Source organism: Shewanella sp. VK101 (genome assembly GCF_056497865.1).
Genome location: NZ_CM151402.1, coordinates 1 through 15423, shown reverse-complemented (window position 1 = coordinate 15423; position 15423 = coordinate 1). Strand labels below are relative to the sequence as shown.

At 51.1% G+C, this 15423-nt stretch carries 11 protein-coding genes; 5 read left to right on the top strand and 6 right to left on the bottom strand.

From position 1 onward, the window contains the following. Positions 1–72 precede the first annotated feature (72 nt). The 3 genes from tusA (at position 73) to ACSHSR_RS00045 (ending at position 4089) form a co-directional block, all read left to right on the top strand. Positions 73–318: a sulfurtransferase TusA gene (gene tusA / locus ACSHSR_RS00055; protein ID WP_054745266.1), complete on the top strand. Its 246-nt coding sequence runs from the start codon at positions 73–75 to the stop codon at positions 316–318. 23 nt (positions 319–341) lie between these two features. Further along, on the top strand, positions 342–812 hold the full coding sequence (locus tag ACSHSR_RS00050) for an MOSC domain-containing protein (RefSeq protein WP_144221316.1): 471 nt from the start codon (positions 342–344) through the stop codon (positions 810–812). A gap of 100 nt (positions 813–912) precedes the next feature. After that, positions 913–4089: an amidohydrolase family protein gene (locus tag ACSHSR_RS00045; RefSeq protein ID WP_479631153.1), complete on the top strand. Its 3177-nt coding sequence runs from the start codon at positions 913–915 to the stop codon at positions 4087–4089. A gap of 403 nt (positions 4090–4492) precedes the next feature. Here the strand turns inward: ACSHSR_RS00045 and ACSHSR_RS00040 are convergent, their stop codons facing one another. Beyond that, the gene (locus tag ACSHSR_RS00040; protein ID WP_044735603.1) at positions 4493–5056 is read right to left on the bottom strand and encodes a DNA-3-methyladenine glycosylase I; all 564 of its coding nucleotides are present in this window, start codon (positions 5054–5056) and stop codon (positions 4493–4495) included. A 109-nt stretch (positions 5057–5165) separates the two neighbouring features. On the opposite strand from ACSHSR_RS00040, the gene glyQ reads away from it, so the two are divergent. After that, positions 5166–6071 carry a glycine--tRNA ligase subunit alpha gene (gene glyQ, locus ACSHSR_RS00035; protein ID WP_208192635.1) on the top strand — a complete coding sequence of 302 codons (906 nt, stop codon included), beginning with the start codon at positions 5166–5168 and terminating at the stop codon, positions 6069–6071. A gap of 10 nt (positions 6072–6081) precedes the next feature. Next, the gene (gene glyS, locus ACSHSR_RS00030) at positions 6082–8151 is read left to right on the top strand and encodes a glycine--tRNA ligase subunit beta (RefSeq protein WP_117200133.1); all 2070 of its coding nucleotides are present in this window, start codon (positions 6082–6084) and stop codon (positions 8149–8151) included. Positions 8152–8205: 54 nt separating this feature from the next. On the opposite strand, the gene ACSHSR_RS00025 is transcribed toward glyS, so the two are convergent. The 5 genes from ACSHSR_RS00025 to dnaA form a co-directional block, all read right to left on the bottom strand. Further along, the gene (locus ACSHSR_RS00025; RefSeq protein ID WP_372584257.1) at positions 8206–9252 is read right to left on the bottom strand and encodes an HDOD domain-containing protein; all 1047 of its coding nucleotides are present in this window, start codon (positions 9250–9252) and stop codon (positions 8206–8208) included. A gap of 130 nt (positions 9253–9382) precedes the next feature. Then, complete coding sequence (gyrB, locus tag ACSHSR_RS00020) at positions 9383–11800, bottom strand: DNA topoisomerase (ATP-hydrolyzing) subunit B (RefSeq protein WP_025011716.1); 2418 nt, start codon at positions 11798–11800, stop codon at positions 9383–9385. 16 nt (positions 11801–11816) lie between these two features. Beyond that, entirely contained in the window at positions 11817–12899 is a 1083-nt protein-coding gene (recF, locus tag ACSHSR_RS00015; RefSeq protein WP_144133286.1) for a DNA replication/repair protein RecF, read from the bottom strand. Between the two features lie 19 nt (positions 12900–12918). Continuing rightward, complete coding sequence (dnaN, locus tag ACSHSR_RS00010) at positions 12919–14019, bottom strand: DNA polymerase III subunit beta (RefSeq protein WP_025011717.1); 1101 nt, start codon at positions 14017–14019, stop codon at positions 12919–12921. Between the two features lie 15 nt (positions 14020–14034). Further along, positions 14035–15423: a chromosomal replication initiator protein DnaA gene (gene dnaA, locus ACSHSR_RS00005; protein ID WP_025011718.1), complete on the bottom strand. Its 1389-nt coding sequence runs from the start codon at positions 15421–15423 to the stop codon at positions 14035–14037.

Genomic DNA, 15423 nt, shown 5'->3' with positions numbered 1-15423 from the left:
CTGCCAACTTGGTTTGACCGCTGCCTTGGAGTAATATTAGCCACTTCTGTTGTTCTCGTTGTAAGAGGTTATATGAGTCAGGTCTTCGCCAGTGCCCAACATCAACTGGATGCTTTAGGTTTGAGGTGTCCGGAACCTGTCATGATGGTTCGTAAAAAAGTCCGTCATATGGCCGAAGGAGAAACGCTACTCATCATCGCCGATGATCCGGCTACCACTAGAGATATTCCCAGCTTTTGCCAGTTTATGGACCACACCTTGGTGGCCAGCCAAACGGATAGCCTGCCTTATCAATATTTGATTAAGAAGGGTCTCTAATTAACTCCATCAGGAAGGAACCTATGATTACCCTACTCGCTATCGCCCATAAAAAGCAAAGAAATGCCCCGATGGATTTATTGCCTTATGCCGAAGTCAGTTTGGCCCAGGGTGTAGAGGGCGACGTTTTCGGTAAACCGGGAAAGCGTCAGGTGACGCTGTTGTCTCAACAACAGTGGCAACAAGCCTGTGCTCAATTGCAGACAGAGCTTCCCTGGACGAGCCGCAGAGCCAACTTGCTGCTGGATGGTCTGGAGTTTGCACCTGAGTTGGTGGGTAAATACCTGAAGATTGGTGAGCAACTGGTACTTGAACTTACCGGAGAAACTGACCCTTGCGGCAAAATGGAGCAAGCACACCCTGGGTTGGAAGCAGCATTAATGCCTGGTTGGCGTGGTGGCTGTACCGCCAAAGTGATCAATCCGGGGAAAATCAGGCCTCAAGACCCGGCTCAGTTACTCGATAGCTGGCCAAATCGCAACTTAGACTTATAAAACATGGAAAACCAATTGATACAGTATTGAGGTTTTACTGTTAACAAATTTGTGAGATAACAGACAGTCGGTAACCGATAACTAAAATAAGGCCGCTGTCATGTTGAGACCTAAACTAACCCCTCTGTACACAGCTGTTTCATTGCTCTTTTCAGCTTCGGCATTCAGTGACGATCAAGCCCCCAAGTGGGATGTCAATGCCCCGCTGAACGCTCCTCTTGAACAAGCCAAAATTCAGGTATCTGAAGGTACCTGGATGAATCTGAGCCTGAGTCCGGATGGCAAATATCTGGTTTTTGATCTGCTGGGTGACATCTACAGAATTCCCGCTCAGGGCGGCGAAGCCAAACCTCTGGCACAAGGCATAGCCTGGCAGATGCAACCTGTCTATAGCCCAGATGGAAAATACATTGCCTTTACATCGGATCAAGATGGCGGCGACAACATCTGGGTAATGAATGCTGACGGCAGTAATCCGCGTCCGGTAACCAATGAAACATTCCGCCTACTCAACAGCCCGGCCTGGAGCCCAGACTCCCAGTATCTGGTGGCGCGAAAGCACTTCACAGCCAGTCGCAGTCTAGGAGCCGGGGAAGTCTGGCTTTATCATATTGCCGGTGGCGAAGGAGTTAAACTCACCGAGCGGCCAAATGATCAGAAAGATTTGGGTGAACCCGCCTATTCCCCTGACGGCCGATATATCTACTTCAGCCAAGATGCCACCCCAGGCAAGACCTTTCACTACTCCAAAGACTCGGTCAAAGGCATATACAAGATAAAGCGCTACGATACCCAAACCGGGGATATCGAAGTGCTTATCGAAGGCACAGGTGGTGCTATCAGGCCTACTCCGAGCCCGGATGGTAAACAGTTGGCCTATATCAAACGCGACGGTTTTCAGTCAACCTTATACCTGTTGGATCTGGCTTCCGGTAAAGAGCAAAAGCTCTATGGCAACCTTGACAGAGACATGCAGGAAACCTGGGCGATACACGGTGTCTATCCCACTATGGCCTGGAGTCCAGATAGTGCAGAGATCTATTTCTGGGCAAAAGGCAAAATCCACAAACTCGAATTGGCTTCCAAGCAAACGGCAGAGATCCCATTCAATGTCACCACAGAGCTTGCTGTGCAACCGGCGGTGCGCTTTAAGCAGGATATAGATCAGCAACAACTGGATGTCAAAATGCTGCGCATGGCTCAGGTGTCGCCAGATGGAACCAAAGTCATCTACGAAGCTCTAGGAAAAATCTGGATAAAACAGCTGCCGGACGGCAAACCGAAACGCCTGACCCGTTTGGATGAACAGTTGGAAGAGTTATTCCCTCAATGGTCCCGTGACGGTAAGCGAGTGGTGTTTACCACATGGAATGATCAGCAACAAGGCAGCGTTAGAACCATCAGTGCCCGAGGAGGAAAAACCACAACACTTACCCAAGAGCCGGGGAAATATATCGAGCCAACCTTCTCTCCCGATGGCAAACAGGTGGTGTTTCGTAAAATTGCCGGCGGCTATATTACCCCAAAAACCTGGAGTCAGGATCCCGGCCTCTACTTGGTTGACAGCAATGGTAAAGAACTAAAGAAACTCTCAGCTCAGGGCTTCCAACCACAGTTTGGTACCGACAATGACAGAGTCTACTTTATGGAGAGTGGTGAAACGCCGCAGCTAGCCTCGATATCACTTAGTGGTTTCGATAAACGGGTACACTACTCCGGCAAACACGCCACAGAATTCAGGGTATCTCCCGATGGTAAACAGCTCGCGTTTGCCGAGCGTTTCCGGGTTTGGGTCACCCCATTCGCCAAGCATGGTGAAACCGTTGATATCGGGCCTAAGGCGACTAATTTACCGGTAACACAGCTCAGTACCCGCGCCGGTGAGAGTATCAGTTGGGGCGCCAACAGCGATCAACTCTATTGGACCCTTGGCCCAGAACTCTATCAAGTGAGCCTGGATAACGACTATCGAGAGAAGAATGCTAAGGACAAGGTCCAAGTTACTGAGATTGGTTTTCAGACAGAGATGGATGTTCCACGTGGAACAATCGCTTTCGTCGGCGGTAAGATCATCACAATGGAGAATGATAGGGTCATAGATAAGGGTGTGGTGTTGGTGAAAGATAACCATATCCAAGCCGTGGGTGAAGCCGGCATGGCTATTCCGGATGATGCCATGCTAGTGGATATCTCAGGTAAGACACTGATGCCGGGTCTGTTTGACGCCCATGCCCATGGCGCTCAAGGAGAAAACGAAATCATCCCCCAGCAGAACTGGCAGCTATATGCCGGCTTGGCCTTGGGGGTTACCAGCATCCATGATCCCTCCAATGACACTACAGAAATTTTTGCTGCCAGCGAGCAACAAAAAGCCGGAAAGATTGTTGGTCCGCGGATCTTCTCTACCGGCACCATACTCTATGGTGCCAACTTACCTGGCTACACCAGCCACATAGACTCATTGGATGATGCCAAATTCCACCTCGAACGACTTAAAAAAGTCGGCGCTTTCAGCGTCAAGAGCTATAACCAACCCAGACGCAATCAGCGTCAACAAGTCATAGCCGCCGCCAGAGAACTGGAGATGATGGTGGTTCCAGAGGGAGGAAGCCTGCTGCAGCATAATCTCACCATGATTGCCGATGGCCACACCACAGTGGAACACTCCCTGCCGGCTGCAGCAATCTACGACGACATTAAGCAGTTCTGGAGCCAAACCCAAGTTGGTTACACCCCCACCCTGGTAGTGGCCTATGGTGGCATTTCGGGTGAAAACTATTGGTACGACAAGACTGATGTCTGGGCTCATCCACGATTGTCAAAATATGTTCCAGCCGATCTGTTGCGGGCTCGCTCCATGAGAAGGCCTACTGCACCGGATGAACATTACAACCACTTCAATGTAGCCAGAGTCGCCAATGAGGTGAATCAATTGGGGATTCATCCCAACATTGGTGCCCATGGTCAACGCGAAGGCTTGGCTGCTCATTGGGAGATGTGGATGTTTGCCCAGGGCGGTATGAGCAATATGGAAGTGCTGAAGACAGCAACGCTTTATCCCGCCAAGACCTTCGCTATGGACCATCAACTTGGTTCGATAACGCCGGGCAAATTAGCCGACCTTATTGTTATCGACGGTAACCCACTGGAGGATATTAGGGTCACAGACAGGGTCACTCATACTATGGTCAATGGCAAACTCTATGATGCCGAAACCATGAATCAACTCAATGGTGATAAGAAGCAGCGTCAGCCCTTCTTCTTTGAAGAGATTTAAAAAAAGATTAAGCCCGACGTAAATACGGAAGGATGTTCCACGTGGAACATCCTTTTATTTTATAAGCAGTAGCAGTACCAAAGATAACAGTAGGTAGCTAACAAGCGCCGGCAACAGGAAGCGGATGAGTGTAGGCATGATGGCTTGTTTGCCAAAGCTGAGTCGCAGTAAAGTATCACCCACCCGAACGGCCCACAAGTTCACCAGCGCCAGAGTTGGCAATGTAAATAGCGCTCCAATAAACACACTAACGCCATCACTAAGCGTCAATAATCGACCCAAGGCAAATGCGATAAACATCCAGAATAGCATGCACAATGGCAGATAGATTATCGTCGCAAAGGGCCCAGGCCCCGGACCAGAACTGAACAGTAGCAGCAAAAAACGGCGACGCCGGGAAAATTTAATCATGGGGATAACAACAGCAATCCAACAGATGATCGTTGACCATGCCTACAGCCTGCATAAAGGCATAGCAAATCGTCGGGCCACAGAAGTTAAACCCCAGTTTTTTCAGCGCCTTGGACATAGCCTCCGACTCGGGTGTCTGAGCAGGAACCTGAGTCAGGGTTTCAAAGCGATTCACTTTGGGTATCCCGCCGACGAAACCCCAAAGAAATTCTGAAAAATCATTACCTTGTTCCACAAATGCCAGATATGCCTTGGCGTTTCGAACTATGGAATTCACCTTGGCTCGATTGCGCACTATCCCTGGGTCTTGTAGCAATTCCTCTATCTTGGCTTGGTCGAACCCGGCAATGACTTGGGGATCAAACCCGGCAAAGGCGCGTTCATAGTTAGCCTGCTTTTTGAGTATGGTCAGCCAAGACAAACCAGCCTGCTGACCATCGAGACAGAGCTTGGCAAACAGTTCTTTGGCATCGTAAACCGGCCTTCCCCATACCTTATCGTGATATTCCTGATAGAGAGGATCATCAGTCACCCAGCCACAACGAACTATATCCATTACTCAAAATCCCTTAAATCGTTAAATCCGATAAAAAATAACCTACATAAGCCTATATCGACAAGGTATAATCGAAACCATTTTCTATTAATAGCTGACAGCAGTAGATATGACGACGAAACACGACGTGAAGACATTCCAGGGTTTTATCTTAACCCTGCAAGAATACTGGGCGCAGCAAGGTTGCGCCATAGTTCAACCCCTGGACATGGAGGTCGGTGCCGGCACCTTCCATCCACAAACCTTTTTGCGTTCATTGGGCCCAGAGCCGATGAGCAGCGCGTATGTCCAACCATCGCGCCGCCCTACCGACGGCCGCTATGGTGAAAACCCCAACCGTCTTCAGCACTACTATCAGTTTCAGGTCGTATTGAAACCTTCACCGGATAATATTCAGGAGCTGTACCTGGGCTCACTGCAGGCCCTGGGTGTAGACCCAAGTATCCATGATATCCGTTTCGTTGAAGACAACTGGGAATCACCTACCCTGGGTGCTTGGGGCCTGGGCTGGGAAGTTTGGCTCAACGGTATGGAAGTCAGCCAGTTCACCTATTTCCAACAGGTTGGTGGCCTCGAATGTAGCCCGGTAACCGGCGAAATCACCTATGGTCTAGAACGTCTTGCCATGTATATTCAAGGCGTAGACAGCGTCTATGATCTGGTGTGGACCGACGGCCCAATGGGAAGGATCACCTATGGTGACGTGTTCCACCAAAACGAAGTGGAGCAGTCGACCTACAACTTTGAACATGCCGATGTCAACTTCCTGTTCGGTCTGTTCGATCAGTGCGAAAAAACCTGTCAGCATCTGCTTTCACTGGAAAAACCTCTGCCTCTGCCCGCTTATGAGCAAGTGATGAAGGCCTCACACGCCTTCAACCTGCTCGATGCCCGTCACGCCATCTCTGTGACCGAGCGTCAGCGCTATATCCTGCGGGTGCGCACCATGGCCAAGGCGGTAGCCGAAGCTTATTACCAGGCGCGTGAAGCCCTGGGCTTCCCAATGTGCAAATGAGGTAGAACTAATGAATTTTGACAACTTACTCATAGAGATAGGTACCGAAGAGCTGCCACCAAAAGCTTTGCGCACTCTGGCAGAGTCTTTTGTAAACAACTTCTGCGAAGAGCTGGACAAGGCCGAACTCAGCTATAGCAAGGCACACTGGTATGCCGCTCCGCGCCGTTTAGCGCTCTACGTAGAGCAACTGGCCCTGGCACAACAGGATAAAGTGGTTGAGAAAAGAGGCCCAGCAGTCAGCTCGGCCTTTGATGCCGACGGCAAGCCAACCAAGGCCGCCGAAGGCTGGGCCCGCGGCAATGGTATCAGCGTTGCCGAAGCCGAGCGTCTGGTGACAGACAAGGGGGAATGGCTGCTGCACCGCGCCAAGGTTGAAGGTGTGACCACTGAAAGCCTGATCCCGGCCATGGCCCAGCGCGCCCTGGACAAGCTGCCTATCCCCAAGCCTATGCGCTGGGGCAGCAACAAGACTCAATTTATTCGCCCCGTGCATACAGTTACCATGTTGTTGGGTGACAAGCTGGTTGCCGGTGAGCTGTTGGGTGTCACCTCGGCACGTACCATTCGTGGTCACCGCTTTATGGGCGAAGCCAGCTTCGAGCTGGATCATGCCGACAACTACCTCAGCAGCTTGAAAGAGCGCGGCAAGGTGATTGCCGACTATCAGGCCAGAATGGATATCATCAAGACAGACGCCGAAAAAGCCGCTGCCGAGTTGGGTGGCCGTGCCGATATCGCCGACGAACTGCTTGAAGAAGTCGCCTCCTTGGTTGAATGGCCTGTGGTACTGACAGCGGCTTTCGAAGAGAAGTTTTTGCAGGTGCCCGCCGAGGCTCTGGTCTACACAATGAAAGGCGATCAGAAATACTTCCCGGTATTTGATGGCAACAATAAGCTGATGCCCAACTTCATCTTTGTGACCAATATTGAGTCCAAAGATCCGGCGCAAATCATTGCCGGAAATGAGAAAGTTGTCCGCCCTCGCCTTGCCGATGCCGAATTCTTCTTTAACACAGATAAAAAGCAATCACTCGAGTCACGCATTGCCAGCCTGGAAACCGTGGTATTCCAGAAGCAATTGGGCACCCTTAAAGACAGAGTGGAGCGCATCTCCTGTGTGGCCGAAGCCATTGCGGCCAAAATCGATGCCAACCAAGCCGATGCCAAGCGGGCCGGTCTGTTGTCCAAGGCCGATTTGATGACCAATATGGTTATGGAATTTACCGACACCCAAGGCACCATGGGTATGCATTACGCGCGCCTCGAAGGGGAAACCGAAGCCGTTGCACTGGCATTGGAAGAACAGTACAAGCCCAAGTTCTCCGGTGATACTGTGCCTACAGCGCCGGTATCCTGCGCCGTTGCACTGGCAGAGAAGCTGGATACCCTGACCGGGATATTCGGTATCGGCCAGGCTCCTAAAGGCGCTGCCGACCCCTTTGCCCTGCGCCGCGCGGCCATAGGTGTACTGAGGATCATTGTTGAGAACAAACTGCCACTGGATCTGGTCGAACTGATTGGCTGCGCCATCAAGGCTCACGGCAGCAACCTCAGCAATCAGCACTGCGCCGAAGAGGTGCTGGAATTCCTGATGGGCCGTTTCCGCGCCTGGTATCAGGATAAAGGCATCAGTACCGATGTGATTCTGGCGGTTCTGGCCCGTCGGCCGACTCGTCCGGCCGACTTTGACAGCCGTATCCAGGCCGTCAGCCATTTCCGCAGCCTGGAGCAAGCCGCCTCTCTGGCCGCAGCCAACAAGCGGGTTTCCAATATTCTCGCCAAGGTTGAAGGTGAATTACCAAGCGAAGTCGATACTGCCCTGCTGCAGGAAGATGCCGAGAAGGCCCTGAATCAAGTTCTGAGCTCACTTCAGCCACAACTTGAGCCCTTGTTTGCCAAAGGGGAATATCAACAAGGATTGACCCTGCTATCGACGCTGAAAGAGCCGGTAGATACCTTCTTTGAAGATGTGATGGTAATGGCCGACGATGAGGCGCTGCGCCGCAATCGTCTGGCACTGCTGAACCAGCTGCGGAATCAGTTCCTGCGAGTGGCCGATATATCACTGTTGCAGTGATGGCAGTTGCAGTGATGCCAAACAGCTAAAAAACGCGCCGAAAGGCGCGTTTTTTCATTTTATTTCAAGCAGTTTCTGATGCCACTGTTCAAACATTTCCCGGCTGACATTGGCTTCCTTCAACAAGGCATCCAGCAATTCCGGGGGCAACTTATCCTCTTCCACCAGCATAGAGCATTCACTGATCAGATTGGCTTGCCAAATCAGCTGGCTTAAACGATTTTCCGGCTTGGCACCGACATTGGCCAGAGGTTGCAGTACAATCTCAAATGCCTTGGGTAACTGCCAGCAACTCACCAGCAGGCTACTCAATGACAAGGAGCGCGCCGTCATCACCTGACGGAACAGCCAGGACTTGGGCTGCTCGCCAGGGTCGGCCTGATTGAAAGCATCGAGCAACAGCTTGAAGATAGCTATCTTGCCAACATCGTGCAGCAGCCCCACCATAAAAGCTGTATCCGGTTCTTCGGTTTCCAGTTCTCCGGCCAGGAAAGCCACCTGTAGTGAATGGCGCCACAAATGGGCCCCAAAACGGCGAAAGTAGATGGGTTTGATATCTATCATCTCTTTCATCATGCAGGTAGTCACTATCCGTCTTAGTCTGTTGCTGCCCAGTTGAACCAGAGCCTGCTGGAGACTGGTTATCTGCCGCTCGCTGCGGCGAAAAGCCGCCGAGTTACAGATGCGGATCACCTCGGCACTCAATACGGGATCTTGCTGAATCAGTACCACTATATCCTGACTATCAAATTCTGGATCGCTGAGTTTGTTGTCCAGCTCCAGTATACGACCAGGGATCTGCAGTACAGAATCGGCAATCTGCTGCGGTGAGGCCAGTGCCTGCTCAATGTCGCTCATGACTCGCTTTTCGAGTTTATTGGCAACGCCACCGCTATTCTGGCTGCTGACGGAGAACAGTAAACTGTAAAACAGTGCAGTAGCATCGACGGCAGCCACCAGCTCGTCAGCCTCAGTCTCCCGCGAGCGGCTCAATGCTTGCTGCTCATGCTGGATATTGGGCGGGGCTTCGTTGAAGCTTTTTGGTCGCTCTACTTCAACGTTTTCCCTGACATTAAACAGTTTCCTGAAGATTCCTATCACTTGATTTCCTGCGCAATTATTCCACCCCAGATGGTTCAGTATAATCGCTATTTCCTAAAGTTAACGCGGTAAACACCCAATAAAAAAGGAAGGCCTGAGGCCTTCCTTTTAAAGATAACAAGCTGTTTGATTAAACGTCGAGGTTAGCCACGTTGAGGGCGTTGGCTTCGATAAAGTCGCGTCTTGGCTCAACCTGATCGCCCATCAGAGTGGTAAACAGCTGATCGGCCGCTATCGCATCTTCAATAGTGACCTGCAACATGCGGCGGCTCTCGGGATCCATGGTGGTTTCCCATAGCTGCTCTGGGTTCATTTCACCCAGTCCTTTATAGCGCTGGATATAGAGACCGCGCTTGGACTCAGCAATCAGCCAGTCAAGTGCTTCAACAAAACTGCTGACCTCTTTGACCCGCTCACCGCGTTTAACATAGCCGCCGTCTTCAATCAGATCACAGATCTGCTCACCCAGCTTGGCGATACGCTCATAATCGCTGGAATGGAAGAAGTCATAACCAAACAGATAATGGGTATCTATACCGTGTTTGCGCACAATGAGCTGCGGCAGATACACCTTACGCTCTGGGTCCAGCACAGTTTCCATCTTGTAGATAACGCCGCCATTCTCTTCATCTTCAAGATCCTGCAGCAGGCCTTTGCACCAAGTGGTCATAGCGGCCTCATCGGCCAGCATTTCGGCGGTCACCCGTGGACGATACAGCATGCGGTTGGTCACATTGGTTGGGTAACGCTTTTCCAAGCGCTCAATGATGGCTTCCACTTCGCGATACTGATTAACCAGACGCTCCAAGCCTTCACCAGACATGGCCGGTGCATCCTTGGACGGATAGATGCAGCCGCCATCAAGAGCCTGAGTGGTCAAGTATTCAGTCAATGCCGGCTCATCTTTCAGATACTGCTCCTGCTTGCCTTTCTTCACTTTGAACAAAGGAGGCTGGGCAATATAAACAAAGCCACGCTCGATCAGCTCAGGCATCTGACGGAAGAAGAAGGTCAACAGCAGCGTACGAATGTGCGAGCCGTCGACGTCAGCATCCGTCATGATGATGATGTAGTGGTAACGGGTTTTTTCCGGATCATATTCATCACGGCCGATACCGCAGCCAAGGGCAGTGATAAGAGTCGCCACTTCCTGAGAAGACAGCATCTTGTCGAAGCGAGCCTTCTCTACGTTAAGAATTTTACCCTTGAGTGGCAAAATAGCCTGGTTCTTTCTGTTTCGGCCCTGTTTGGCACTACCGCCGGCCGAATCACCCTCCACTATGTAGATTTCAGAAAGACCTGGGTCTTTTTCCTGACAGTCAGCCAATTTACCCGGCAAACCACCCAAATCCAGAGCACCTTTACGACGGGTCATCTCGCGGGCCTTACGGGCCGCTTCACGGGCGCGGGCAGCGTCAATAATCTTGCCAACAATCATCTTGGCATCGGCTGGGTTTTCCAGCAGATAGTCATTCAGCTTCTCACCCATGGTCTGTTCCACGGCGCCTTTGACCTCACTGGAAACCAGCTTGTCTTTGGTTTGGGAGCTGAACTTGGGGTCAGGAACCTTCACAGAAACCACTGCGGTCAGGCCTTCACGGGCATCATCACCTGTGGCGTTGGTCTTGCCCTTCTTGTTGAAACCCTCATTCTCCATGTAGTTGTTCAGGTTACGGGTCAATGCCGCCCGGAAACCTGCCAGGTGAGTACCACCATCACGCTGGGGAATGTTGTTGGTAAAACAGAAAATGCTTTCCTGGAAACCGTCGTTCCACTGCATGGCCACTTCAACAGTGATGCCATCATCCCGCTCTTGGGAGAAGTGGAATACATCCTTATTCACCGGAGTCTTGTTACGGTTCAGGTACTCTACGAAGGCCTTGATACCGCCCTCATAGTGGAAAAACTCATCTTTGTTGTCGCGCTCGTCAATAAGACGGATACCCACGCCTGAGTTCAGGAATGAAAGCTCGCGAATACGTTTGGCCAACAGCTCATAATGAAACTCGGTATCAGTAAAGGTTTCATGGCTGGGCCAGAAACGAATTTCAGTACCTGTCTTGGTTGCTTCACCGATTTCCTTGATAGGCTCTTGCGGCTCACCATGCTTGTAGAACTGCTCATAAACCTTGCCATCGCGGCGAATGGTCAACTGCAGCTTTTCCGACAGGGCGTTAACCACTGACACACCCACACCGTGCAAACCACCGGAAACTTTATAGGAGTTGTCGTCGAACTTACCGCCGGCGTGCAGCACTGTCATAATAACCTGGGCAGCCGATACCCCTTCTTCAGGGTGAATGGCAACCGGAATACCACGACCATCATCTTTGACAGATACAGAGCCATCAACATGGATGGTGATCACTATGTCACTGCAGTGGCCCGCCAAAGCTTCATCGATAGAGTTATCGACGACTTCGAATACCATGTGATGCAGACCCGTGCCATCGTCGGTATCACCAATATACATCCCAGGTCTTTTACGTACCGCATCAAGGCCCTTAAGGACCTTGATACTCGAAGAATCGTAACTGTTCTCTGACATATTATTCTCTCATCGGTTATTCAATGACCGTTACCCGCCCCTGTTCCACCTGAAAAATCCGGCTTGGGGGCGTGCTTAATGAATCTGATATTGCTGCCGGGTCAATCGCAGTGACAAACACTTGCGCCCCGGTTTCGCTCAACTGCCGCAGCAATAACTTCCTGTGTTTCGCATCCAACTCTGACGGCAGATCGTCGACCAGATAGATACTATTCTTATCTATTTGTTGTTTAAGCAACTTTCCTTGTGCTATTCGCAGTGCACACACCAACAACTTCAGCTGACCACGGGACAAAGCATCCTGAGCGGGTAGATTACCCACTCTGAGTCTCAAGTCGGCTTTATGGGGGCCACTGACGGTGTGCCCCATGGATAGATCCCGGGAATAAGACGCCTGTAACAGGGTCGAAAACTCCGTTTTACTATCCCAACCACGGGTAAAGGAAACCTTGATATCAACCTGTGGTAAAAACTCCCCGATTATACCCTTAAGTAGCTCATTTAACGAGTCTACATATGCCTTTCGTATCTCGGTGACCAACTCGGTATAACGGATAAAATCCCGGTCCCAGTATGCGATTTGCTGGTAGGCTGCACCGTCCTTAAGTAATTGATTACGTTGCTTGAGGATCCGCCTTACATTGACCCAGGCCTGATAAAACTGGGGATCGCAATGAAACGCGCCCCAATCGATAAACTGGCGCCTGGCCTTGGGGCCTTCAAACAATAGCGAAAAGCTCTCTGGGGTGATTACCTGAATAGGCAGGGTGTCGGCCAGCACAGACAGGCGTTTTATTTTCTCGCCATCCATTCTGACCTCGGTTTCGCCGCTGCGAAACCGCCGTAGCCCCAACTTACTGTCACCGGATGGCAGGCTCAAATTGGCAAACAGGGTCAACTGTTCCTGTTGGTTATTGATCACCCTCTGAGACAGATGACTGCGAAACGAGCGCCCCATCCCCAGAAAGTAAATCGCCTCCAGGACACTGGTTTTGCCACTGCCATTTTGGCCGTAAATAAGATTCAGCCCAGTGCCGGGGAGCAGTTGGGCTGAATCGATATTACGAAAAGCTTGAATATTGAGACGAGTTAGACTCATTTATGGCCCAAAGTCGCCCCTAGAGGCGCATCGGCATCACCACGTACATGGAGTCTTCCTCGACGTGGTTTTCAATCAAGGCACTGGAGTTACCATCACTGAGGGTAATCCTGACTTCATCGGCCTTGAGACCATTGAGCACATCCAGCAGATAAGAGACGTTGAAGCCGATTTCGAGCGGCTGACCGGCGTAATCCACATCGATTATCTCTTCGGCTTCTTCCTGCTCCGGGTTATTGGCGGTGATCTTGAGCAGCGCATTTTCCAGCTGCACCCTGACACCACGGAATTTCTCATTGGACAGGATAGAAGCCCGCAATAGTGCTTGCTTAAGCTGATTGCGACTGGCCAGCACTATCTTGTCGCCGCCTTTGGGCAATACCCGGCGATAATCCGGGAAACGGCCATCCACCAGCTTACTGGTGAACACGGCGCTGGCGGTGGTAGCACGAATGGCGTTATCACCAATGGCAATATGGATATCCTGATCTTCACTGTCCAGTAGGCGAGCCAGCTCCATCACCCCTTTACGAGGCACGATCACCTGATTTTCCGGCAAAGAGGCTGCTATTTCTCTGTGACTCAGAGCCAAGCGGTGGCCGTCTGTTGCAATGGCGCGCAGTACATTACCCTCGGTTTCCAGCAGCAAACCGTTGAGATAGTAACGCACATCCTGGTTGGCCATGGAAAACTGAGTGGCGTCTATCAGTGACTTGAGTGTGCCCTGCTTGAGGTTAAATTCGATGGCGGGCTGGAAACTCTCGACATTGGGGTATTCTTCCGCCGGTAGCGTCGCCAACGAGAAACGGCTGCGACCGCTGCGAAGCAGCCACTTGTTTTCCTGCTGTTCGATTTTGATTTCGCTCTGCTCAGGCAGTGACTTGACGATATCGAGCAGTTTCTTGGCCGGCACTGTGGTGCGACCTTCCTGCACTTCGCCACTGACCTCGGCACTGCCGACCAGTTCCACCTCAAGATCTGTACCCGTCATCTTGAGTGAGTGATTACTTACTTCCACCAGGAGGTTTGCCAGAATAGGCAAGTTATGGCGTCTTTCCACCGCGCCACTGACCAACTGGAGCGGCTTTAATAGGGCATCCCTATCGATCGAAAATTTCATGGTCCTGTTCCCTGATTAAGAAGATAAGGTTCTAATCAAGTTGGCATAATCTTCTTTAATGTCGTGACTCTCTTCCCGCAGCTGTGCAATCTTGCGGCAGGCATGCAACACAGTTGTATGGTCACGACCACCAAAAGCATCCCCTATCTCAGGTAAGCTCTGATTGGTTAATTCTTTAGATAACGCCATGGCCATCTGCCTCGGTCTCGCCACACTGCGGGAACGGCGCTTGGACAGCATATCGGCCATCTTGATCTTGTAGTATTCAGCCACTGTTTTCTGAATGTTGTCTATAGTGACTAATTTTTCCTGCAGAGCCAAGAGGTCACGCAAGGCTTCGCGCACAAAATCAATGGTTATTGGCCGACCGGTAAAGTTGGCATTAGCGATAACCCGGTTCAATGCCCCTTCCAGTTCACGCACGTTGGAGCGTAAGCGCTTGGCGATGAAGAAGGCCACTTCATCCGGCAAGTTGATCCCACTCTCCTGCGCCTTGCGCATCAAAATGGCGACCCGGGTTTCCAGCTCAGGCGGCTCGATGGCCACGGTAAGACCCCAGCCAAAGCGCGACTTGAGCCGATCTTCCACACCGTCGATCTCTTTCGGATAACGATCCGATGTCAAAATGATCTGGTGATTGCCTTCCAGCAAGGCATTAAAGGTGTGGAAAAACTCTTCCTGGGATCTGTCTTTATTGGCAAAAAACTGAATGTCATCGATAAACAGAGCATCAACACTGCGATAGTAACGCTTGAAGTCTTCGATGGCATTGTTTTGCAACGCCTTGACCATGTCCTGCACAAAACGCTCTGAGTGCATATAAACCACTTTGGCGTTAGGATTATTCTTGATAATGCCGTTGCCTACGGCGTGCAGTAGGTGAGTCTTACCCAAACCGGTACCGCCATATAGAAACAGAGGGTTATAGGCACCACCCGGGTTTTCAGCCACCTGCAATGCGGCCGCCTTACCCAGTTGGTTGGACTTACCTTCAACAAAGTTGTCGAATTGGTAAGTGGGGTTAATATTGCTGCGATAGCTGTGGTTTACGGCCGGTTCAGCGGCAGTATTAAAGGTTGCACCTTTACCGGCCGCACTCTTGGGGGCACTGACAGAGGCCTTGGTCGCAGTTGGGGTCTGAACTTGGGGCTTGGCCGACGGACGACTACCGATATCAAACCTGAGTTTTGGCGCATCATTGCCCAAATGCTCAGTAAAAAACTGATTGATAATGTTGAGATATTTATCCCGAACCCAATCAAGCACGAACCGGTTTGGTGCATAGATCACCAGGGTATCCCCATCCATTTCGGCCTGTAACGGTCTGATCCACATACTGAATTGTTGAGCAGAAAGCTCATCTTGCAGTCGTCCGATACATTGTTGCCAAAGTGAAACCGCCAC